The 21899-nt window shown below is 71.7% G+C and carries 17 protein-coding genes; 8 read left to right on the top strand and 9 right to left on the bottom strand.

The window, feature by feature from the left end; genetic code table 11:
• Positions 1-11 precede the first annotated feature (11 nt).
• The 5 genes from ACPPVT_RS13495 to ACPPVT_RS13475 all read right to left on the bottom strand — a co-directional run bounded on the left by ACPPVT_RS13495 (position 12) and on the right by ACPPVT_RS13475 (position 4858).
• Positions 12-197 (bottom strand): DUF5302 domain-containing protein, encoded by a 186-nt coding sequence (locus ACPPVT_RS13495; protein ID WP_426561060.1) that lies wholly within the window; start codon positions 195-197, stop codon positions 12-14.
• Between the two features lie 63 nt (positions 198-260).
• Positions 261-1130 (bottom strand): 3-methyl-2-oxobutanoate hydroxymethyltransferase, encoded by an 870-nt coding sequence (gene panB / locus ACPPVT_RS13490; protein WP_426561059.1) that lies wholly within the window; start codon positions 1128-1130, stop codon positions 261-263.
• Positions 1127-2983, bottom strand: a complete 1857-nt coding sequence (locus ACPPVT_RS13485; protein WP_426561057.1) for an NAD+ synthase — start codon at positions 2981-2983, stop codon at positions 1127-1129. The genes panB and ACPPVT_RS13485 overlap by 4 nt, the downstream gene beginning before the upstream one ends.
• A gap of 18 nt (positions 2984-3001) precedes the next feature.
• Entirely contained in the window at positions 3002-3787 is a 786-nt protein-coding gene (locus ACPPVT_RS13480) for a thioesterase family protein (protein WP_426561056.1), read from the bottom strand.
• A gap of 126 nt (positions 3788-3913) precedes the next feature.
• Positions 3914-4858: a hypothetical protein gene (locus ACPPVT_RS13475; RefSeq protein WP_426561055.1), complete on the bottom strand. Its 945-nt coding sequence runs from the start codon at positions 4856-4858 to the stop codon at positions 3914-3916.
• Between the two features lie 206 nt (positions 4859-5064).
• Between ACPPVT_RS13475 and ACPPVT_RS13470 the strand changes: the two genes are divergently transcribed.
• The 3 genes from ACPPVT_RS13470 to ACPPVT_RS13460 all read left to right on the top strand — a co-directional run bounded on the left by ACPPVT_RS13470 (position 5065) and on the right by ACPPVT_RS13460 (position 10942).
• Positions 5065-6402, top strand: coding sequence for a glutamine synthetase family protein (locus ACPPVT_RS13470; protein WP_426561053.1), 1338 nt, complete (start codon positions 5065-5067; stop codon positions 6400-6402).
• A 180-nt stretch (positions 6403-6582) separates the two neighbouring features.
• Positions 6583-9633 (top strand): bifunctional [glutamine synthetase] adenylyltransferase/[glutamine synthetase]-adenylyl-L-tyrosine phosphorylase, encoded by a 3051-nt coding sequence (locus ACPPVT_RS13465; protein WP_426567155.1) that lies wholly within the window; start codon positions 6583-6585, stop codon positions 9631-9633.
• Positions 9634-9679: 46 nt separating this feature from the next.
• Positions 9680-10942, top strand: a complete 1263-nt coding sequence (locus ACPPVT_RS13460) for an MFS transporter (protein WP_426561051.1) — start codon at positions 9680-9682, stop codon at positions 10940-10942.
• A 3-nt stretch (positions 10943-10945) separates the two neighbouring features.
• On the opposite strand, the gene ACPPVT_RS13455 is transcribed toward ACPPVT_RS13460, so the two are convergent.
• Complete coding sequence (locus ACPPVT_RS13455) at positions 10946-12145, bottom strand: GNAT family N-acetyltransferase (RefSeq protein WP_426561049.1); 1200 nt, start codon at positions 12143-12145, stop codon at positions 10946-10948.
• A gap of 41 nt (positions 12146-12186) precedes the next feature.
• On the bottom strand, positions 12187-12753 hold the full coding sequence (locus ACPPVT_RS13450) for a class I SAM-dependent methyltransferase (RefSeq protein WP_426561047.1): 567 nt from the start codon (positions 12751-12753) through the stop codon (positions 12187-12189).
• A gap of 165 nt (positions 12754-12918) precedes the next feature.
• Here ACPPVT_RS13450 and ACPPVT_RS13445 point away from each other — a divergent pair, with 165 nt between their 5' ends.
• The 3 genes from ACPPVT_RS13445 (at position 12919) to ACPPVT_RS13435 (ending at position 14975) form a co-directional block, all read left to right on the top strand.
• Positions 12919-13728 carry a methyltransferase domain-containing protein gene (locus ACPPVT_RS13445; protein ID WP_426561045.1) on the top strand — a complete coding sequence of 270 codons (810 nt, stop codon included), beginning with the start codon at positions 12919-12921 and terminating at the stop codon, positions 13726-13728.
• A gap of 101 nt (positions 13729-13829) precedes the next feature.
• On the top strand, positions 13830-14507 hold the full coding sequence (locus tag ACPPVT_RS13440; protein WP_426561043.1) for a LuxR C-terminal-related transcriptional regulator: 678 nt from the start codon (positions 13830-13832) through the stop codon (positions 14505-14507).
• 87 nt (positions 14508-14594) lie between these two features.
• Complete coding sequence (locus tag ACPPVT_RS13435; protein ID WP_426561041.1) at positions 14595-14975, top strand: response regulator; 381 nt, start codon at positions 14595-14597, stop codon at positions 14973-14975.
• Here the strand turns inward: ACPPVT_RS13435 and ACPPVT_RS13430 are convergent.
• Positions 14931-16988: a hypothetical protein gene (locus ACPPVT_RS13430; RefSeq protein ID WP_426561039.1), complete on the bottom strand. Its 2058-nt coding sequence runs from the start codon at positions 16986-16988 to the stop codon at positions 14931-14933. The two genes, ACPPVT_RS13435 and ACPPVT_RS13430, sit on opposite strands and share 45 nt — an antisense overlap.
• 1 nt (position 16989) lies before the next feature.
• Positions 16990-18303: a sensor histidine kinase gene (locus tag ACPPVT_RS13425; protein ID WP_426561038.1), complete on the bottom strand. Its 1314-nt coding sequence runs from the start codon at positions 18301-18303 to the stop codon at positions 16990-16992.
• 206 nt (positions 18304-18509) lie between these two features.
• Here ACPPVT_RS13425 and ACPPVT_RS13420 point away from each other — a divergent pair, with 206 nt between their 5' ends.
• Both ACPPVT_RS13420 and ACPPVT_RS13415 read left to right on the top strand, forming a co-directional pair.
• Complete coding sequence (locus ACPPVT_RS13420; protein WP_426561036.1) at positions 18510-19286, top strand: ABC transporter ATP-binding protein; 777 nt, start codon at positions 18510-18512, stop codon at positions 19284-19286.
• A 2-nt stretch (positions 19287-19288) separates the two neighbouring features.
• A complete protein-coding gene (locus ACPPVT_RS13415; RefSeq protein WP_426561034.1) occupies positions 19289-21835 on the top strand; it encodes an ABC transporter permease in 2547 nt (848 codons plus the stop codon).
• Positions 21836-21899: the final 64 nt, after the last annotated feature.

Raw genomic sequence — 21899 nt, 5'->3', positions numbered from 1 at the left:
CCGGCGGGCCGTCAGCCGGACTTGCGCCGGAACGTGCGCTGCACCTTGGCCGGGCCGGTGTGGGCGTGACCGCCCTCCTCCGGGCCGGCGAGCAGGTGCTCGTCGTGCTTGCCCTGCTTCTTGTCCAGCGCTTCCTTGAACTTGCGGCGCACGTCGTCCGGGGCCGGATTGTGGTCGTCCTTCGATGATGCGCTCATGCACCCATCCTGCACCGGTCGCTGGCGTGGCCCAACCCCAATACCCGCCCGGTGCAGCGCTGATCAGGACTCGAAGGACTGCTCGGCGTTCGGGAAGGCGCCACTGCGCACCTCACCGGCATAGGTCTGGGCGGCACGCAGCAGCTCGCCGCGCAGGTCGGCGTACTGCTTGACGAACCGGCCGAACTTGCCGGCACGAAGGCCCGCCATGTCCTGCCAGACCAGCACCTGGGCGTCGCAGTCCGGCCCCGCCCCGATCCCGATCGTGGGGATGCGCAGCACCTCGGTGATCTGCGCGGCCAGGGGTGCCGGCACCATCTCGAGCACGACCGCGAACGCCCCCGCGTCCTGCAGGGCGCAGGCGTCCTTGACGAGGTGGTCGCCGTCGTCACCTCGGCCCTGCACCCGGTACCCGCCGAGAACGTGCTCGCTCTGCGGGGTGAACCCGAGGTGCCCCATCACCGGGATACCGGCGCTGACCACGGCATCGACGTGCGCCGCCACCCGGCGTCCGCCCTCGAACTTCACGGCGTGCGCGAGGCCCTCCTTCATCATCCGGGTGGCTGCCTGCAGCGCCTGCTCGGGCGAGGCCTGGTACGAACCGAACGGCAGGTCCGCGACGACCAGCGCTCGCCGCGCCGACCGCGCCACCGCGCGGACCATCGGCAGCATCTCGTCCATGGTGATCGGCACGGTGGTCTCGTAGCCCAGCACGTTGTTCGCGGCCGAGTCGCCGATGAGCAGGACGTCGATGCCGGCCTCGTCGAAGATCTCGGCGGCGTACTGGTCGTAGGCAGTGAGCATGGTGAAGCGCTCGCCACGCTGCTTCATCTGGGTCAGGTGGTGCACCCGCACCCGCTTGACGGGCCGGCCGGAGGTGGCGGGGCCGGAGCCGTAGGGAGCGGGCTGCTCGTCCGGCGTGGTGTCGCTCACGAGTACTCCTTCGTGGGAACAGCTGACGCCGGGTCGGCAGTCAGGTGCCTACCTTGTCGCGCTGCGTCCGCGGGCACGGTCGGCGCATCGCTCTCCCGCCAGCGGCTGGTGACCGGCAGCCGCCGGTCCCGCCCGAAGGCGACTGAGGAGATCTTCGGGCCTGGCGCGAACTGCCGGCGCTTCCACTCAGCGCGGTCGACGAGCGTGACCACGTGGTCGACAACGTCCGCCGGGAAGCCGGCGTCCAGCAGCTCGGAGCGGCCCTGGGCGCCGACCACGTAGTGCTCCAGCACCTCGTCCAACAGCTCGTACGGTGGGAGCGAGTCCTGGTCGGTCTGGCCGGGACGCAACTCGGCGGAGGGCGTCTTGGTGATGGACGCCTCGGGGATCGGGGGCACCTGGCCGAGGCGTTCGGCTTCCGCGTTGCGCCAGCGGGCCAGCTGCCAGACCAGCGTCTTCGGGACGTCCTTGAGCGGGGCGAACCCGCCCACGCTGTCGCCGTAGAGGGTCGAGTACCCGACCGCCAGCTCGCTCTTGTTGCTGGTCGCCAGCACGAGGTGTCCCTCGCTGTTGGACAGCGCCATGATCAGCACACCGCGGGCGCGGGCCTGCAGGTTCTCGGCGGCCAGGCCGGTCAGGGTGAGCTCGCGCTCGAAGCCCTCGACGATGCCCGAGATCGGCTGGATCCGGTAGTCGGCGCCGACCCGACTCGCCAGGTCGGCCGCGTCGTCCCGGCTGTGCTGGCTGGAGTGCTCGCTGGGCATCGAGACAGCGACGACGTTGCGGCCGCCAAGGGCATCTGCCGCCAGTGCCGCCACGACCGCCGAGTCGATGCCGCCGGACAACCCGAAGACCACCGAGGTGAAGCCGTTCTTGCGCGCGTAGCCGGACAGCCCGGTGACCAGCGCGTTCCACACCTCGCCCACCGGGTCCAGGCGGGGCGCGCACTCGGCCGGCCGTGGCTCGCGGGCCAGGGCGGGCTCGTCGCACAGGACGACGTGGACGACGTCGGCGACATCCGGCCGCGGCCGCGTGGCCTGGGGCAAATCGAGGTCCGCGACCAGCAGATGCTCGGTGAACTGCGGCGCACGGGCCAGCACGGCGCCGTCCGGCCCGACCACCACCGAGTCGCCGTCGAACACGAGCTCGTCCTGGCCGCCGACCAGGTTCAGGTAGGCGAGCGGACAGCCGGCCTCGCGGGCGCGGTGGGCGGCGAGCGCGAGCCGGGTGTCGTCCTTGTCGCGCTCGTACGGCGAACCGTTCAGCACCAGCAGCAGACCTGCGCCGGCCTCGCGGGCCTTGGCGACCGGGCCGCCGTCCTGCCAGAGGTCCTCGCAGATGGCCAGCGCCACGTCCACCCCGTCGACCCTGACAACGGTGAGGTCGTGCCCCGGGACGAAGATCCGGAACTCGTCGAAGACGCCGTAGTTCGGCAGGTGGTGCTTGGCGTACCGGGCCGCGACGCGACCCTGGTGCAGTACGGCGGCGCAGTTCTGCGGCATGCCTTTCGGCACGCCGGTGCGGCCGTCCTCGGACACGCCGTCCCCGTCGGTGTCGGCGTCGCGGCCGCGGGCCCGGTCGAGGTAGCCGACAACCACCGGCAGCTCGCCGTAGCCGTCGGCGTCGAGGTCGGTGGCCAGCTGCTGCAGTGCGGCGACGGAGGCGTCCACGAAGGAGCGGCGCAGCGCGAGGTCCTCCACCGGGTAGCCGGTGAGCACCATCTCCGGGAACGCGACCAGCTGGGCGCCGTCGGCGGCGGCACGCGCCGTCCAGTCGCGCACCGTACGAGCGTTGCCGGGCAGGTCGCCCAGGACGGCGTCCACCTGGGCGAGGGCCAGTCGCAGCTGCGGCATGTCCTGAGCCTATGCGCCTCAGCGGTGCCGGACGACGAGGGTCTGGGCGCCATGCCCGACCAGACCCTCGCGGTCGTGCAGCGTGGACGCGGACAGCCCGGCGGCGTCAGGGTCGAGCTCGCTGCGCGCCGCCAGCAGCAGCCAGCTGTCGACCGGCTCTCGCAACAGGTGCACGGTGAGGTCGATGTTCAGGAAGGCCCAGTCGTCCCAGGACACCTCGGCGCCGATCCCGTTGGCGGAGTCGGCGAAGAGGCACGCGTGCTGCAAGCCGGACATCGGCTGCGCGTCAACCAACGGCACCCGAGTGCGCGCCCAGGCCGAGCTCGGCCCGGGTGCGTCCGGGTCGCCCTCCACCGAACGCCACTGCAGGTGGCGGGCGTAGCCGAAGGTCCACGCCTCGAACGGTTGCGCCTGCTCAGGCGTCACGATCGGGGGTGTTCGCGGCGTCGAGGGGGTGCGCGCGGCCGTGGGGTCGAGTCGCACCAGCCAGGTGCGAGCGCGCATCGTCGAGCGGCCGGCGGTGCGCAGCTCGGCGTCCACCAGGATCGCGCTGCGCCCCTGTCTGGCCACGGCGGTGTTGACCTCGACGTCCCCGACCGGCACCGGGCCGAGAAAGTCCACGACCGTGCGGGCGGCGCGCCAGATCGTGCCCCCAGCAGCGGCCTGCGCGCACTGCTCGCTGCGGTACACCAGCAGGGCGGCCGGCGGGCCACCGTGCATGAGCTGGTCGGACCAGGGCCCGACCGTTGCCTCGGTGGAGGCGAACCGGTCGCCGCCGGCGTGGGTGAAGAAGGACTCCGCCATGGCGCGACCGTAGCCTGCCCTTGGGTGCGGCCTGGGCGCGGCGATGGGTGCGGCGATGGGTGCGGCCGATGCCGGGGTGATCACCACGTTCTCCCCCGCATCCATCCATCCGCGGCATCGAGAGCCCTAGTCACGAAGCTCCACTCGGACGTTCGGGCGAGGCCGCTTGAGCGCGAACCGGTAGGTCTCCTCGATGCGCGTGAGGACCTGGCCGGGTCGCGTGCCGATGGACCGGGGGGTGAAGCCGATGACCACGATCCCCGCGGCGGCGAGCTCGCCGTCGCCCTCCACCGTTCCCTCCCAGTCCATGCTTCGTTCGTGGTGGGCGCGGGAGTGCACCATCACCGCCATGGCGACGTCGTCGAACCACAGGTCGGGGGAGAGCAGGCGGCGTCCGTCGACAAACAACAGGGGATTGGGCAAGGCGGGGGGTAGAAGTCTGCTGGTCTCACAGAGATGGAGCACGTCCGCCTCCGGCACGGACCAGGAACCACCACGCGCTTCGTCCAGAGCTGTGCGCGCCATTGCGCTGCCGTTGACAGGGCCGGCCTCCAGCTCATGCTGAAGGTCGTCAAGGGTCGCCCGGCGGGCCTGCACCGCCTCGATGACCAGCGATCTGGCTTCATCGGGGCGCTTCGCGTTGCGGGCCGCGTCCATCACCGCCCGCGGAACCGTCGACAGGCGCAGGACGTGCCCCACCGATACCGCCTGCCCCAGCCGTCGAGTGCGTCGGATGTCGACGAAGCCGACCCGTCGCGTCTGCATGCTCGGCGGTACCAGTACGCGGATCGGCCGACTGCCGACCGCCGACCGAAGGCCGTGCGCCAGACAGGCGTGCTCGGCCGTCACCAGTCCGGCAGGGCCGGCCTCCAGCGCTGCCGCCACCAGCCGCTGGTCGTTCGTCAGCGGATCGGGGCTGGTCGACACGACCCTGCGCAAGACCGCGCGCCAACTGCGCCCCAGACGCCAGCGCATCGCTTCCTGCGTGATGCCCGCGTCGTACAACTGCCGGCGGGTCGCCAGGCCGTGCTGTCGCGCAAGGAGTTCGCGAAGGTCGTCACCCAGGTCCATGCCGGGACACTTCCAGAAGCGCAGCACCTCAATGTGCCCGTGCCCGCGATCTGTGGACGACGACGGGTGCCCCGTGCGGCGATCGGTGCGGGCAATGGTGGGGCCCGCACAACGGTGCGGCCGGCATCGAGGGCCGCACACCGGGCGAGAGCGGTCCGCGTGGCAGGGCGCGTTGGCGGATGGGTGCGGCACCTAGGATGACGCGCATGGACAGACAGCAGGAGTTCGTGCTCCGCACCATCGAGGAGCGAGACATTCGCTTCGTGCGGCTGTGGTTCACCGATGTGCTCGGCACGCTGAAGTCGGTGGCGGTAGCTCCGGCCGAGCTTGAGGGGGCATTCGCCGAGGGAATCGGCTTCGACGGCAGCGCCATCGAGGGCTTCGCCCGCGTCTACGAGGCCGACATGCTGGTCAAGCCCGACCCCAGCACCTTCCAGGTGCTGCCGTGGCGCGGCGAGAACCCGGGCACCGCCAGGATGTTCTGCGACATCCAACTGCCGGACGCGACGCCCGCGTCCGCCGATCCACGCAACGTGCTCAAGCGTGCCCTCAGCAAGGCCTCCGATCTCGGCTACACCTTCTACACCCACCCCGAGATCGAGTTCTTCCTCTTCGAGCAGGGGACGCCGCCCGGCCAGCCTCCGGTGCCGGTCGACCAGGCCGGCTACTTCGACCACGTCCCGCACGGCACGGCGCACGACTTCCGCCGTCAGGCGATCAGCCTGCTCGAGTCCATGGGCATCTCCGTGGAGTTCAGCCACCACGAGGGCGCGCCGGGCCAGAACGAGATCGACCTGCGCTACGCGGACGCGCTCACCACGGCGGACAACATCATGACCTTCCGTGCGGTGATCAAGGAGGTCGCCCTCGAGCAGGGAGTGTTCGCGAGCTTCATGCCGAAGCCGTTCGCCGAGCACCCCGGATCAGGCATGCACACGCACCTGAGCCTGTTCGCCGGCGACGGCAACGCGTTTCACGAGGCCGGTGCGCCGTACCAGCTCAGCAAGATCGGCCGACAGTTCATCGCCGGGCTGCTGCGGCACGCCGCCGAGATCACCGCGGTCACCAACCAGTGGGTCAACTCCTACAAGCGCCTGACCGGCGGGGGCGAGGCGCCGAGCTACGTGTGCTGGGGTCACAACAACCGCTCTGCCCTGGTCCGGATCCCCATGTACAAGCCGGCCAAGGGTCAGTCCACCCGCGTCGAGGTGCGTTCCATCGACTCCGCGTGCAACCCCTACCTGGCCTTCGCGGTGATGCTCACGGCCGGACTCAAGGGCATCGAAGAGGGTTATGAGCTGCCTGAGGAGGCAGAGGACGACGTCTGGTCGCTGTCCGAGTCCGAGCGCAAGGCACTGGGCATCCGTCAGCTGCCCACCAGCCTGTCCGAGGCCATCCACGCGATGGAGGAGAGCGAGCTGGTGGCTGAGACCCTCGGCGAGCACGTCTTCGACTTCTTCCTGCGCAACAAGCGCGCCGAGTGGCAGGAGTACCGCTCACAGATCTCGCAGTTCGAGCTCGCGCGCTACCTTCCGCTGCTCTGAGCGACGCGCGCGCCCCGCCGAGCTTCACGGACGGCGAACTGGTGTGGCGATGGTGAGTCCGCCTCCAGCGGGCCGGTCGTCGCCACGGCTACCGTGGCCGCCGTGAGCAACCGACCCAGCAGCATCGGCGGCCGGCTCGCCAGGCTGGGGTTCGCGGACCCGGCCCGAGCCGCGCGGCTGATGTCCGACCCCGCGCTGGCCGGGCTGTTCGACCCGCTGGACGACGTGTTCGAGGACGGGCTGCTCGTCGACCTGGCGGGCGCGCCGGACCCGGACCTGGCGCTGCTCGGTCTGCTTCGGCTGATGGAGGCCCTGCGCGCGCTGGGCTCAAGGGATCCAGACGACCCCGAGGTGGCAGAGGCCGACGTCGGTCACCTGTTGCAGTCGGTGCGCGTCGGCGGTCCCGTGCGGGACCGGCTGGTCGCCGTCCTCGGTTCGTCGGTCGCGCTGGGGGACCATCTGGCGCGGCACCCTGCGCACTGGCCGGCTCTGACCAGCGACCGGGCCGCCCAGCCCGACGAGCTGCGCACCGCTCTGCTCAGTGCGGTCGGCGCCGACCCGAGCGCCGCGGTCCCGGTCGCGGTCGAGGGCGGGCGACCGGCGTACGACCGGCTGCGGGTCGCTTACCGCCGCAGCCTGCTCGCGGTCGCCGGTCGTGATCTCGCGTCCGGCAACCCGAGCGCGCACATGCCCGAGGTCGGCCGTGAGCTGGCCGACCTGGCGGCCGCCGCTCTGGAGGCTGCACTGGCGATCGCGCGGGCCGAGCTCGACCCTGGTGCCGCGCGGTGCCGGATCGCGATCATCGGCATGGGCAAGTGCGGTGGGCGCGAGCTGAACTACGTCAGCGACGTCGACGTCATCTTCGTGGCCGAGCCGGCCGAGCCGGCCGAGCCGGTGGCCGAGCAGGAAGCCGAGCAGGACGACGCGAGGCTGGGCGACCTGGAGGAGCCGGCCCGCGGCCAGGTCGAGCGCGACGCGCTGGCGACCGCGCACCAGCTGGCCGCCGGCGTGATGCGGGCCTGCTCTGCCGCCACCCCGGAGGGGACACTGTGGCCGGTCGACGCGAACCTGCGACCCGAGGGGCGGGACGGGCCGTTGGTCCGCACCCTGGCCAGCCACCTGGCCTACTACGAGCGGTGGGCGAAGACCTGGGAGTTCCAGGCGTTGCTCAAGGCCCGCCCCGTGGCCGGGGACACGGCACTCGGCGCGGCGTACGCCGAGGGCATCGCACCGCTGGTCTGGACCGCCGCCGAGCGCTCGAACTTCGTCGAGGACGTCCAGGCCATGCGTCGCCGGGTCGAGGAGAACGTGCCCCCGGACGAGGTCGAGCGACAGCTCAAGCTGGGGCGCGGCGGGCTGCGGGACGTCGAGTTCAGCGTGCAGCTGCTCCAGCTGGTGCACGGGCGGGTCGACGAGGAGGTCCGCAGTCCCAGCACGCTGGCGGGGCTGCAGGCGCTGGCCGACGGCGGGTATGTCGGGCGCGACGACGCGCAGGCCATGGCTGCCGCGTACCGGCTGCTGCGCACGCTGGAGCATCGCGTCCAGCTGTACCGGCTGCGTCGCACGCACCTGATGCCGACCGCGGACGCCGACCTGCGCCGGCTCGGTCGCCAGCTCGGCCACCGCGCCGATCCGGCGCGCTCGGTCGTGGCGCAGTGGCAGGTGCAGGCCCGCGAGGTGCGGCGGCTGCACGAGCGGCTCTTCTACCGGCCGCTCCTGGTGGCCGCGTCGCGGCTCTCCCCGGACGAGGTCCGGATGACCCCCGACGCGGCCCGCTCGCGGCTGCAGGCGCTGGGTTACCGCGATCCGTCCAGCGCCCTGCGTAACCTCGCCGCACTCACCGACGGGGTCAGTCGCCGCTCGGCGATCCAGCGCCAGCTGCTACCGGTGATGCTGGGCTGGTTCGCCGACGAGGCCGACCCGGACGCCGGGCTGCTGGCCTTCCGCCGGGTCAGCGACGAGCTGGGCGCCACTCATTGGTACCTGAAGATGCTGCGCGACGAGGGTTCCGCCGCTGAGCGGCTGGCGCACGTGCTGGCCCGTGGCCGGTTCGTCGCCGACCTGCTCGAGCGTGCACCGGACACCGTGCAGGTGCTGGGGCACGACAGCGGGCTGGACCCACGTACCGCTGAGGCCCTGCGCACCGAGATCGTCGCCGTGGTCGGCCGGCACGACGACCCCGTCAAGGCCGTCGCCGGCGCTCGCGCGGTGCGCCGTCGCGAGCTCATCCGGATCGCCACTGCCGACCTGCTCGGCCGGCTCGACCTGGACGACGTGGAACGGTCGCTGACCAGCGTCGCCGCCGCCCTGCTCGAGGGCGTGCTGACCGTGGCCAGCCGGGTCGTTGAGGAACAGCTCGGCGCGCCGTTGCCGACCCGGCTGTTGGTCGTGGGGATGGGCCGCTTCGGTGGGCGCGAGCTGGGCTATGGCAGCGATGCGGACGTGATGTTCGTGCACGACCCGCTCGACGGCGTCGACGAGGCCGTGGCGCAGGAGGCCGCGCTGGCCGTCGTTGGCGAGCTGCGCCGGCTGATCGGCGGCCCGGGGCCGGACCCGGCGCTGGAGCTCGACGCCGACCTGCGCCCAGAGGGCAAACAGGGCGCACTCGTGCGCTCGCTGGCGTCGTACGCGGGGTACTACGAGCGCTGGTCCCTGGTCTGGGAGTCCCAGGCCCTGCTGCGCGCCACCCCTTTGGCGGGCGACGGCGAGCTGGCGGACCGGTTCCGCGCGCTGATCGACCCGGTGCGCTGGCCGCAGGGCGGTTTGAGCGAGGTCGACGTCCGGGAGATCCGCAGGGTCAAGGCCAGGGTCGAGTCCGAGCGGCTGCCGCGCGGCGGGGACCCCGGCACGCACCTCAAGCTGGGTCGCGGCGGCATGGCGGACGTCGAGTGGACGGTCCAGCTGCTCCAGCTGCGGCACGCGCACGTGATCACCGGGCTGCGGCACACCGGCACCATGACGGCGCTCCGGGTGGCTCACGAGAACGGGCTCGTCGACGTCGAGGACGCCGAGGTGCTGGCGCAGAGCTGGACGCTCGCGTCACGGCTGCGCAACGCGGCCGTGCTGTGGCGCGGACGACCGGTCGACGCGCTGCCCAGCGACCTGCGCGACCTGGCCGGCGTGGCGCGCATCGTGGGGTACCCGGCCGGGTCCGGAGCGGCCCTCGTGGACGACTACCGGCGATCCGCCCGCCGCGCTCGCTCGGTGGTCGAGCGGCTCTTCTATGAATGAGACGCAAGGTGCGAATCGGGCGCGATCATCGAGTAGCCTACGGCCGGTGAACCAGCGGGGGACTGAGGGTGACGGCGGGGTCAGCTACCGACGCGCCCTTCGCCGTCCGGAGTTCGCCGCCCTCTACGTCGCGCGGGTGCTGTCCGACTGGGGTGACCAGCTCGCCCGGGTGTCGATCGCCGCGTTGGTGCTGCACCAGTCCCGGTCGGCCCTGTTCGCCGCCACGGCCTTCGCCGTGAGCTTCCTGCCGCAGGTGTTCGGTCAGGCGCTGCTCGGCCCGCTGTCGGACTGGCTGCCCCGGCGCATGGTCATGATCTACTGCGACGTCCTGCGGTTCGCAGGCCTTGTGCTGCTGGTCGCCGTCGTCGGTCGTGGCGCCCCGGTCTGGGTGCTGCTCGGCCTGCTGTTCCTGGTCGAGCTGGCCGGGGCGCCGTTCTTCGCGTCCAGTCGTGCCCTGCTCGCGGAGATCTTCACCGACCGGCCGCTGTTCCTGCGCGCCAACTCGCTGCTGCAGATGTCGTTCCAGGTCAACCAGGTCGCCGGCGTCGCGATCGGCGGCATCGTGGTCGCCGCGTTCGGCACCCAGCAGGCGCTGTGGATCGACGCCTTGACGTTCGGGGTGTCAGCGCTGCTGATCGTCGCGTTCGTGGCCAGCCGGCCCGCGGCCCACGCACGCACCGGGGTCGGTCTGCGCGGCTGGATGGCCGAGGTCAGCAAGGGCGTGGCGTTCCTGCGCAAGGACGTTGCGACGCGCTCCCTGATGATCGTGGCCTGGGTGACGCTGCTGGCATTCATCGCGCCCGAGGCAGTGGCCCTGCCCTACGCGCAGGTGCACGGTGCCTCGACCGCGGCCGGTGGTGTGCTGCTCGCAGCCAGCCCGTTCGGTGCCGTCATCTCGGTGCTGGTGGTCAGCCGCTGGTCGCCGTCCGTCCAGGTGGGCCGGATCCTTCCGATGGCGCTGCTGCTGCCGCTGCCGTTGCTGGGGCTCGTGTTCAACCCGGCCTGGGTCGTCGCAGTCGTGCTGTTCGTGCTGGCGGGGGTCTTCCAGGGATTCATGGTCCCGCTGATGTCGACGTTCACTCTGCTCAGCCCGGACCAGATGCGCGGCCGGCTCAGCGCGTTGGCCGGCTCCGGCTTCGCGCTGATCGCGGCCGGCTGCTGGCTCGCGGTGGGGGCCTTGGCGGACCTGACATCGCCGTCTCTCGCCGTCACGGTGTCCGCCGCGCTCACCCTGCTCGCGCTGGTTCCGGTCTGGCGAACCTGGCCGCGACGTGAGCTCGCCGAGGCCAGCGCCAGGGCCTACTCCTAAGGTTCAGAAGAAGCTCAGCATCCAGGGCGTCGGGCCGCCGAACGCTGCCCGCAGCAACCGGACCGTGGTCTCGTCGGCCCCTCGAACGAGGTCCAGCCGGACGGCGTCCTGCGCGGGCAGCCAGCCCGAGAACAACGCCGCGAGAGTGCCCACGTCCAGGCGCGTCGTCCCGTCACCGCCGCGAGCGACGCTCGCCCGACCCTCGTCGAAGGTGACGACCCAGTCGCCGTCGTTCCACGCCGCCGAGGTGTCGTGCACGTGCAGGGCGATGCGACCGGACGGCGCGTTCGGGTACCCGCGGCGAGTGAGGGCGGCGGGGACGTCGACCAGCCGCAGCATCCACTGCTCCACCTGGGTGGCCAGCTCCGGCGGACCGCTGTCCAGCAGCCAGCCCAGGGGGTCCGCGGGGGAGCCGACGGCTTGGACGTCGTCGATGAACGGGTGCCAGCTCGCGACCAGCCGCCAGGCGTTGAGCAGAGCCTGACGATCGGTGCCGAGCAGCTCGTTGACCCGCAGGTCCAGCCCACCGCCCGGACGGCTCTGGCGGGTCGTCCAGACGTAGCCGACGACGGTGCCGGCCCGCTCGAACAGATAGGACTCGTGTCCGTCCAGCCCGGAGGCCACCCGGGCGGTGTAGCTGCGCGGACGGACCAGCGTGCCGTCCGCCCGCGCCATCGCGGTGGCGTGCACGGCAGTGACGGAGTCCAGGTCGTCGGGGTCGCCGACCCGGACGGGTCGCGCGTCCAGTCGTTCCTCCGGGCGGGCCAGAGTGGCCAGGCTCGCGCTCGGCACTGTGCGAACGGTGCGGGTTCCGCCGTACTCCCAGCCGTGCCGGCGGTACAACGCCGAGTTGGCCGGGTACAGGCTGGACAGGACGTCACCGTGCTCGTGCGCGTCGGCGAGCAGCCGGCCGACAAGCAGGGACGCCGCGCCCCTACCCCGGGCGTCGGGCCGGACGGCGACGCCGGAGATCCCGGCCATCGGTAGCGCGACGCCGCCGAAGTGCTGGCCGAAGTCCCAGGCCGCTGCGTGGGCGACCAGGTCGGTGCCGTCGAAGGCCACGAGTCGGCGGTGCAATGGCGTGTACCAGTCGGTGTCCCGGACGCGGTCGAACGGCTCGGAGCGGCTGCCGAACGTCTGCTGCCGCAGCGTGAACGCCGCCTCCTGGTCGTCCGGCCTCAGCGTGCGCACCTCGAGCGGCATGCTCTCGACCCTATTGCGGCGTACCGCGCCGCTGCGAGGGCTCAGCCTTGCCTGCGGGCCGAGAAGGCGAACCACTCATGCTGCGGGGACACCGTGACGACGACGTCCTGGAAACCGGCCGAGGCCAGTCGCACGCCCAGGTGCCTGGGGTCGACCGGGTTGTAGACGTCGTCCCGGTGGAACTCGGCGAGGCCGGGGCTGGCGATGCTGTCGGAGCCGGCGAACAGGCCGCCGGGGACCAGGGTGCGGGCGGCCTCGGCGAACAGCTCGTCCTGGACGGCTGCGGTGTGCACGTGGTGCAGCATCGTGAAACAGACTGCGGCAGTGAACTTCTGGTCCTCGAAAGGCAGCTGCTCTCCGCGACCGTGCAGCACGCGAACCATCGGGAACCGCTCGCGCAGCCCGTTCGCGAGGTCGGGGTCACTCTCGACCGCGGTCAGCGTGAGTGGCAGCTTGACCAGACCGCCGGTGGACGCTCCGTAGCCTGGGCCGATCTCCAGGACCTCACGGCCGGGGTCGTGACCGGACAGCACCGTCGGCAGCACGTCGCTGGTGATGAACTCGGCCCATTCCGGTGAGCTGCACAGCCGCGCGTGGCCCTCGTTCATGGTGCCTCCATCCAGTCCGACCCCCAGAAGCAAGCGTCCCCCAGACCAGTGCGTCATGCTTGATCGTCGTTGCTCCGCAGTCTGACCTTCGCCGGTTCCAGGTTCGGTGCGCCGTTGCCCGCACCGACCCTCGAACGTCATGCTGGACGGTGTCTGGGGGTTGGCATGGACCGATACGTGATCCGCGGTGGACGGGCCGGCGCAGACCGGTTGCTGGTGCTGGCCCGAATCTGGGCGGCGACGACCTCGGACCTGCTCGACCGCTGCGGTGTGCCGAGCGGGGCCAGATGCCTGGACCTGGGCTGCGGTGCCGGCGACGTCACGCTCGAGCTCGCACGGCGAGCCGGTCCCGGCGGCAGGGTGACCGGGGTCGACCGGGACGCGGTGAAGCTGGAGGTCGCCCGCGAGCGAGCCCTTGCCGCAGGCTGCACGAACGTCGACTTCGAGGTCCTCGACGTCTACGACCTGTCCTCCCGCGGCGTGTACGACATCGCTTACTGCCGCAACCTGTTGCAGCACCTGTCGCGCCCGGCGGACGTCGTGCGGAGCATGTGGCAGGCGGTTCGTCGCGGTGGCGTGATCGTCGTGGAGGACGCCGACTTCGAGGGCTCGTTCTGCCACCCGCCGGACGCCGGCTTCGACTTCTGGGTGGAGCGCTACCAGAGCGTGCTGCGCAGCTACGGCGGGGACCCGCGCAGCGGCCGCAAGCTGGCCGCCTACTTCGCCGCAGCGGGCATCCCTCGCCCACAGGTGTCGGTCGTGCAGGGAGCGAATCTCACCGGCGAGGCCAAGTCCATGCCGTTGCTCACCGTGCAGGCGACGGCGCAGTCGATGCTGGGCGCGGGCATCGCCACGGAGCAGGAGATCGAGGACGCCTGCACGCGCCTGGCCGCGCTGGCGGACGACGAGTCGACCCTGATCGGTTCGCCGCGGCTGGTGCAGGTCTGGTCCCGGCGGGACGACGCGTCGTCCTGACCGCGGCCCGGTCGGGCGCCGTGCATGGACGTGCCGGCGTACCTGCTCTGAGCGGTAGTCGACCCGGCTCCAGCGGCTCCCTTCGGCCCTACAGTGAGGCCATGACGGTCCGGGTCGTCTTCGCCGACGACAACTTCCTGGTGCGCGAAGGGGTGGCGGGGCTGCTCTCCGAGACGGCCGAGGTCGATCTCGTCGAGACGGTGGCGGACCCGGACGCGTTGCACCGTGCCGTGGCGCTGCACCTGCCGGACGCCGTGCTCACCGACATCCGGATGCCGCCGACCTTCACCACCGAGGGGATCGACGCGGCGAAGCGGATTCGCGCCGAGTTCCCGAAGACGGGCGTGGTTGTCCTCTCGCAGTACGTGGAGGAGGACTACGCCTTCGACCTGCTCTCCGAGGGCGTCGAAGGGCTCGGCTACCTGCTGAAGGAGCGGGTGACCCAGGTCGACGAGCTGGTGAGGGCGCTGCACGACGTCGCCCGAGGCGGCTCCGCGCTCGACCCCAAGGTGGTCGCCGGGCTGCTCGCCCGAAAGAACAACGACACCAGCTCGGCCTTGAGCGGGCTCACCGACCGCGAGCTCGAGGTACTCCAGGCGCTGGCGACCGGCCGTAGCAACGCCGCGACCGCGAAGGCCCTCTTCATGAGCGAGCGCGCGGTCGAGAAGCACGTCGGATCGGTGTTCCAGAAGCTGGGCCTGGCCAACGAGTCCGACGTCAACCGGCGCGTGATGGCGGTGCTCGCGTATCTGGACGCGACCGCTGCCGGAGCCGGGTGAGCGCCAGCCGCCCCCAAGCGTGCGGCTAGCACCACTGGCCCGACGCGGCGGCGGCGGGAGACGATGGCGCACGAGGAGGTGTGTGCCGTGCCCGACGTGCGAGTCCTGATCGTCGACGACCAGGAGCTCTACCGCCGCGCGATGGCCGCGGTCGTCGGCTCGACCGACGGGTTCGTGGTCGCCGGTTCCGTGGCCACCGGGGAGGAGTCCCTCGTCGCGGCGGCCGAGCTCGGCGCGGACCTGGTGCTCATGGACGTCAACCTGCCGGGCGTGGACGGCGTCCAGGCCACCCGCCTGCTCGTCGCCGACCCGACCGGTCCCAAGGTCATCCTGCTCTCGACGTACGACGAGGACCAGGTCGACGCGGCCGGGTGCGGCGCGATCTCCTACATCCCGAAGGCGGAGTTCGGCCCGGACTCGCTCTCAGCCGCTTGGGACGGCGCGACTCGCAGCTCCGGCCAGGGCTGAGGCGGGCTCAGCCGCCCCCGCGACGGGGATGGTCAGGACCAGCAGCCTGTCGTCGGCGCGGAGCTCCCCGCCGACCGCCTCCACCCGGTCGGTGACTCCCTGTACGTCGACACCCTCGTGAGCGCCTTCGATCCGCAGGACCAGGTCGTCACCGGCAGAGACGAGTTCGACCGACACCGGCCCCGTCGCGGCACCGACCGCCTCCACGCAGCAGAAGTAGACCGCGGCCTCGACCCGAGGTGCGTACCGACGCCCGGCGCTCTCGTGCACGGTGAGCTCGGCAGCCCCGGAACGGGCGAGGAGCGAGCGCAGTGTCGGCTCCAGCCCTGACCGGGCGAGCTGGGCCGGGGTGACGCCTCTGGTCAGCTCGCGAAGGGCCTCGAGCGCCTGGTTGGTCCCCTCGACCAGCCGGTCGAGGTCGGCGACCGCTCCCGCTGACACAGCCACTTCGGCCCGCCGGATCTCATCGGGCAGTGAGCGCAGGAAAGGCAGCACCTCCCGGGCGATGGCGGCTTCCAGCGCGCGTCTGGCGGCGTCGTCGGCCGCGATCAGCCGCCGTCGCGAGCCGTCCAGCTGGCTGGTGGTACGGGCGAGCTCAGCAACCCGGACTGCCAGGACCCCGGCGAGCGAGGTGTTGCGGAACGCGACCGCTGTCTGGTCCGCCAGTGCTTCGAGGAGCCGGAGGTCGGCGGGTCGCAGCTGGCGGCCGCGGGGGAGCGCCACCACGATTCGTCCGAGCTCGCGTCCCTCGATCCGGACGGGCACCACGGGGTCCGGCGAGCCCTCCTCGACCGAGGCCGCCCAGCCCCAGCTCCCAGACACCGAGGCGCCGCCGGGGACGTCGAGGGTGGCCCGCGCTCCGCGGCCGGAGACCGCTCGGGCCGCCGCCTCCGCAACCGCCGGGAGCAGGTCGTCGGGGTCAGGCGCTGCGGCGAGCCGGCGGCTGAAGTCGGCCAGCGCCTCGTAGGGCTGCGCCCGGGCCCCGTAGGCCGCCCGGTTGGCCACCCGGACCACGACCCGGCGCAACGGCTGGAACGCCAGAGCGACAAGCACCGTGACGAGCAGCGACAGCCAGAACCCGTTGGTCCGACCTTCCACCAGCTGACCGGCGACCACCACGAGCGTGGTGTAGCCGACGGCGGCGAAGGCGGCGCCGGCGGCCACGACCACGGTCCGGTTGATGATCACGTCCAGGTCGTAGAGCCGGTAGCGCAGCACTGCGACGGCGAACAGGATCGGCATCAGGAAGAACGCGACGAACAGCGGGAGGGCCGACGCCCAGGTCTGCTGTCCGCCGTTGGCAGCCTGTCCAACGAACAGGATGACCAGGCCGACCGCGGCCAGTCCCGCGGACAGGGCGATCAGCCGTAGCTGCTGACGCTCCTCGCCGCTGCTCCCGCGCAGCCGACGGACCATGGAGAGCAGCCCCAGGACCAAGCCGAGGCTGATCATCGTGAACCCTGCGCTCAAGGCGGTGTCCCGCACCGGCCCGAAGCGGGCGTCGGCGTTGATCAGGTCGAACTCGGTCGGGTCGACGGACAGGATCGCGACCAGGCACAGCGTGGCACCGATCACCGGCACGAGCGCGGCGTGTCGCCAGCGACGTGAGACGAACCGACCGTCCGGTGCCAGCAGGAACATCAACGCGAGCAAAGCCACGACGATCTGGCCCCCGAACAGCTGCGACAGCCAGGCGGAGACGTCGCCGAGCGTGCGTGAGCCGGGGCCGTCGCTCTCCAGCACCCAGTAGGCGTACCCCTCGGCGAGCAGCGAGATCGAGGTGAGGACGCCGACCCCGCTCAACAGCCAACCGATCGGGTGTCGGTGGTAGCGCGAGACGATCAGGGCGCCCATCAACGCCGACCCGAGGCTGGCTCCGTGCACGAACGGGAACCCGTGCACCGCGACGGCGGTCTCGGACGTGAGCGAGACCGCCTGGGCGGCCACCGCCACGTCCGCGGCCACGAGCAGGAAGGTGAGCGCGAACAGCACCCAGGCCGCGCGCGCGAGCATCTCAGCCACCTGCTTCGGCGGTCGCCAGATCGGGCGACGGGATGACCGCACGGAGCCGGGTGCCCCGCCCGGGTACGGACGTGAGCTCCAGCGCCCCCCCGGCCGAGTCGACCCGGTCCCGCATGCTCACCAGCCCGGAGCCGCTGCTGACCAGGGCTGGGTCGAACCCCGAGCCGTCGTCGGCGACGGTGAGCGTCAGCCCCGCGACGTCGTGATCCACCTCGACGCGCACGGTCGTGGCCCCGGCGTGCTTGGCGGCGTTCTGGATCGCCTCCAGGCAGCAGAAGTAGGCCGCCGCCTCCACGCCCAGCGGATACCTGCCCGCACCGCGCTCGACCACGTCGACCCCGTCACCAGCGACTGCGCGAATTGCGGCGGCGACCCCCGCCTCAGCGAGCATCGGCGGGTAGATGCCGCGAGACAGGGCGACCAGGGTCGCGGTGGCGTCGTCCGCGGCTTGCACCTGCGCGGCCAGCAGCGCCTCGGCGCGCTCGGGCGCAGAGCTCGCCAAGCTCGCGGCCAGACGCAGGTTGACCGCCAGCGCGACGAGGTGCTGCTGCGCGCCGTCGTGGATGTCGCGCTCCAGCCTTCGCCGGGCGGCGTCCTGGGCGTCCACCAGCCGTTCGCGGGACCTGCGCAGCTCGGTCTCCCTGGTAGAGAGCTCGTCGAGGCGCTGCGCCAGGGCGGCGCGCAGCTGTGCCCCGCGCAGCACCAGTCCGGCTTGGCTGGCCAGGCCCGCGAACAGCCGCTCCTCGACCGGCGTCAGCGGGTTGCCTTCACGCTCGAGCAGGACCAGCCGGCCGAGCTCCTCATCGCCGTGCCGCACCGGAAGGCTGCGAGTGGCTAAGGCCCGGTCCGGCGAGAGCGCGAGACGAGCCTGCGCCTCGGGTGGCCACATCGCCGCCTGCAGCGTCGTGCCGGACACGGCCACCCAGACCTGCGCCCACTGCGCGTCGGTCCCCTCGACGAGCAGTCGGGCCATCTCCAGCGGCAGGTCGTCGGACTGCCGGTTCCTGGCCACGGCGCCGGAGAAGCGGCGCAGCGCGTCGTACGGCGAGGGGCGACCGCGCTGCACCACGCGGGCGGCGTACCGCTCCAGCCGGGTCAGCACGGGGTCGAACCCGAGGGCGACGACTGTCGTCGCGAGCACGGACAGACCCAACGACGGCTTCGACGAGCTACCGCCGAGCAGCGCGCCGACGACGACCACGACCAGGTAGGTCAGCAGGACGAAGCCGGCCAGTCCGGCCAGCACCAGCGCGGTCGAGAGCCAGTCGCGACGTGAGCGGCGGCGCAGAGCCGGGAGCCTCCTCATCCCAGCAGTGTGCTCGCTCGAGGACCGGCGCAGGAGGGCGTTACCCCCACCGCCGGGGTGGGGCTGACCGCACGGGGCACCCCGCCTGAGCCAGGCGGACAGCGCCGAGACCGGTGCGCCCAGCCCGATCGTCCCGAGCGGCCGAAAGCGGTGTGCTCGATGTACGCCGCTCGAGACCCGGGCAGCGACCGACAAGGAGAACCGAGATGACCCTCAGCAACACCCTCACCCGGCAGCAGGCGGCCACTCCCGGCACGACCCCGCCGGCCGCCCGCGCCATCAGCGTCACCAAGCGGTACGGCACTGCCGACGCCACCGTGGCTGCCCTGGACGACGTGACCGTGTCCTTCGGACGCGGTCGCTTCACCGCGATCATGGGGCCGTCCGGCTCCGGCAAGTCCACCTTGCTGCACATGCTCGCCGGCCTGGACCGCCCGACGTCGGGGGAGGTGTTCCTCGGCGACACCGAGATCACCTCGCTCCGCGACAAACGGCTCACCCAGCTGCGCCGCGACCGGATCGGCTTCATCTTCCAGTCGTTCAACCTGCTCCCCACCATGACCGCGGCCGAGAACATCGTGCTGCCGATGCGGATCGCGGGCCGTAAGCCCGACGCCGACTGGGTCGCATCCATCGTCGAGACCGTCGGTCTCGGCGGTCGGCTGGGGCACCGTCCCGCCCAGCTGTCCGGTGGCCAGCAGCAGCGCGTCGCCGCCGCCCGCGCCCTGGCGTCCCGGCCGGAGATCGTCTTCGCCGACGAGCCGACCGGTGCGCTGGACTCGCGGTCCGGCGCCGAGCTGCTCGGCTTCCTGCGCACCGCGGTGGACCAGCTCGGCCAGACCGTCGTGATGGTCACGCACGACCCGACGGCCGCGGCCTACGCCGACCGGGTCCTCTTCCTCGCTGACGGCCGGATCGCCGACGAGATGCAGGCCCCATCCGCAGAGGCCGTCCTCGACTACATGAAGAACTTGGGAGCCTGACGATGTACACGGCAACTCTTCGCAGCATGGTGGCGCACAAGATGCGGCTCCTGCTCACCACGGCGTCCATCGCCCTCGGCGTCGCCCTGCTGGCCGGCACCCTCATCCTCACCAACACGATGGGGACCGCCTTCGACATGCTCTTCGGCAAGATCGGGGCCGGCACCGACGCGGTAGTCCGCACGGCGGCGCCGTACACCCAGACCGACGGCGTCGGCACCAACCGAGGACCGATCTCCGCGAAGGTCCTCGACCGGGTCCGCGATGTTGAGGGCGTGCGCGTGGCGGAGGGATCGGTGCAGGGCTATGCGCTGCTCACCGACACCCACGGCCGAGCCATCACCACCAACGGTGGCGCTCCGACCAACGGCTACAGCATGCCGTCCGACGAGACCCTTCGCGGCGAGGTGGAGCTGCTGAGCGGGCACGCCCCCACCAACGGCCACGAGGTCGCCATCGACGGCACCAGTGCCAGGGAGCACGACATCGCGCTCGGCTCGACGATCAAGGTGCTGTTCGAGGGCTCGACCAGGCAGCTCACCGTCGTCGGCACCGTCGGGTACGGCGACGGCATCACCGACCTCGGCGGAACCACGTCGGCCTACCTCGACAGCGTCACCGCGCAACAGGTGCTGGGGGAGCCGGGCATGTTCGACCAGATCGACATCAGTGCCCAGGACGGCGTCAGCCAGTCCCAGCTGGCCGAGCGGCTGTCCGCGGTGATCCCGCAGGGCACCGAGGCGCTCACCGGTGCGGCCGTGGCGAAGGAGAACGCTGCCGCGACCAAGGAGAACTTCCGGATCGTCGGCATCCTCTTCGGCATCTTCGCCGGCATCGCGCTGTTCGTCGGGTCCTTCATCATCTGGAACACCTTCACGATGACGGTCACCCAGCGCTCGCGAGAGATCGCGTTGCTGCGGGCGATCGGCGCCAACCGCCGACAGGTCATGAGCAGTCTGCTGCTCGAGGCCGTGGGGCTGGGCGTGCTCGCCTCCGCGGCCGGTTTCGGCCTCGGGATCGCTGTGGCCAAGGGCCTGAACTGGCTGATGGACACGATCGGTCTGGCGCTGCCGTTCACCAGCCTCCAGATCGAGGCCAGCCAGCTGTGGATCTCGCTCGCGGTCGGCACTGGAGTGACTGTTCTGGCCGCCATCGTGCCCGCGCGTCGCGCCACGAAGGTGCTGCCGATCGAGGCGCTGCGCGAGTCCACCCCTGGCGCCGAGAAGCCTTCGGCGATGCGGGCCCTCACCGGTCTCGTCGTTCTCGTGGGCGGCGTCGCGGCGCTCCTGGTGGCGCTGTACGGCGACGGCGGGATGAAGCTGTTCGGGGTCGGCCTGGCCGCCTCGATGGTGGGCGTCATCATCGCTCTGCCGGTAGTGGTGCGGCCGCTGGCCGCTGTGATCGCCGCACCGCTGCGGCTGCGCGGACTGCCGGGCGACCTGGCCAAGCAGAACGCGACCCGCAACCCCCGCCGCACGTCGGCCACTGCAGCCGCGCTGATGATCGGGCTGACCCTGGTCGTGAGCATGGGCGTGTTCGCCTCGTCCCTGAAGGCATCCTTCAGCGACGTGCTCTCGGACCAGGTCGACGCCGACCTGTACGTCGTCACCTCGAGCGCCCAGGCGCCGGGCTACAGCCCGTCGGTCCTGGACGCGGTCAAGAGCGTCGACGGCGTCGACGAGGTGTCGGCCACAGGCTTTGGCATGGCCCGGTTCGACGGTGCCGACTCCGGCTACTCCTCGATCGACCCGAGCACCGCGCAGAAGGCCCTGCAGCTGAACGTCACTCAGGGTTCGCTCACGGCCCTCGACAAGGACACGGTGATGGTTGCCGAGTCGGCGGCGGTGAAGCACGGCTGGAAGGTCGGCGACACCGTTCAGGCGGACTTCGCGGAGAGCGGCCGGCACGTGCTGCGCGTGGGCGCGATCTACGGGGCCAAGGGCTGGATCAGCGACGACTTCGTCGTCAGCCGTGCCGCGCAGCGGTCGCTCGCCGGCCCCCAGCTGGTCTCCGGTGCCTTCGTCAGCGTCGACCAGGGCGCCGACCGGGCCGAGGTGCAGAAGGGCGTCGATGCGGCGCTGGCCAACCACCCGGACGCCAAGGTGCTCGACCGTGCGGGCTTCGAGAAGGAGGCCAGCGGGTTCATCGACCAGCTGCTCACGTTCATGACCGTGATGCTTGCCCTGGCCGTGATGATCGCCCTGCTGGGCATCGTGAACACCCTGGCTCTGTCGGTGTTCGAGCGCACCCGTGAGCTCGGCCTGCTCCGCGCGGTCGGCATGACCCGCAGCCAGGTCCGCGCCATGGTCCGCTGGGAGTCCGCGGTGATCTCGCTGATCGGCGCCGTGAGCGGTGCCGCGCTCGGCATCGGCATCGGGCTGGCGATGTCGCAGGTCCTGAAGGACGAGGGGATCAAGTCGATCTCGGTTCCTGTCCTCCAGATCGCGGTGTACGTCGTGGTCGCCGCGGCCGCCGGAGTCCTGGCTGCCGTGGGTCCGGCTCGGTCGGCGGCCAAGGTCGACGTGCTTCGGGCGGTGGTCACTGACTGATCGACCCGGAATCAGAATGGCTCGGTGGCTTCAGGGAGCCGCCGGGCCATTCTCGTCTGTACTC

This window comes from Angustibacter sp. McL0619 (assembly GCF_049994355.1).
Taxonomy (GTDB): domain Bacteria; phylum Actinomycetota; class Actinomycetes; order Actinomycetales; family Angustibacteraceae; genus Angustibacter.
Note: the sequence above shows the minus strand (reverse complement) of the source record. Positions and strands in the feature narration are given on the sequence as shown.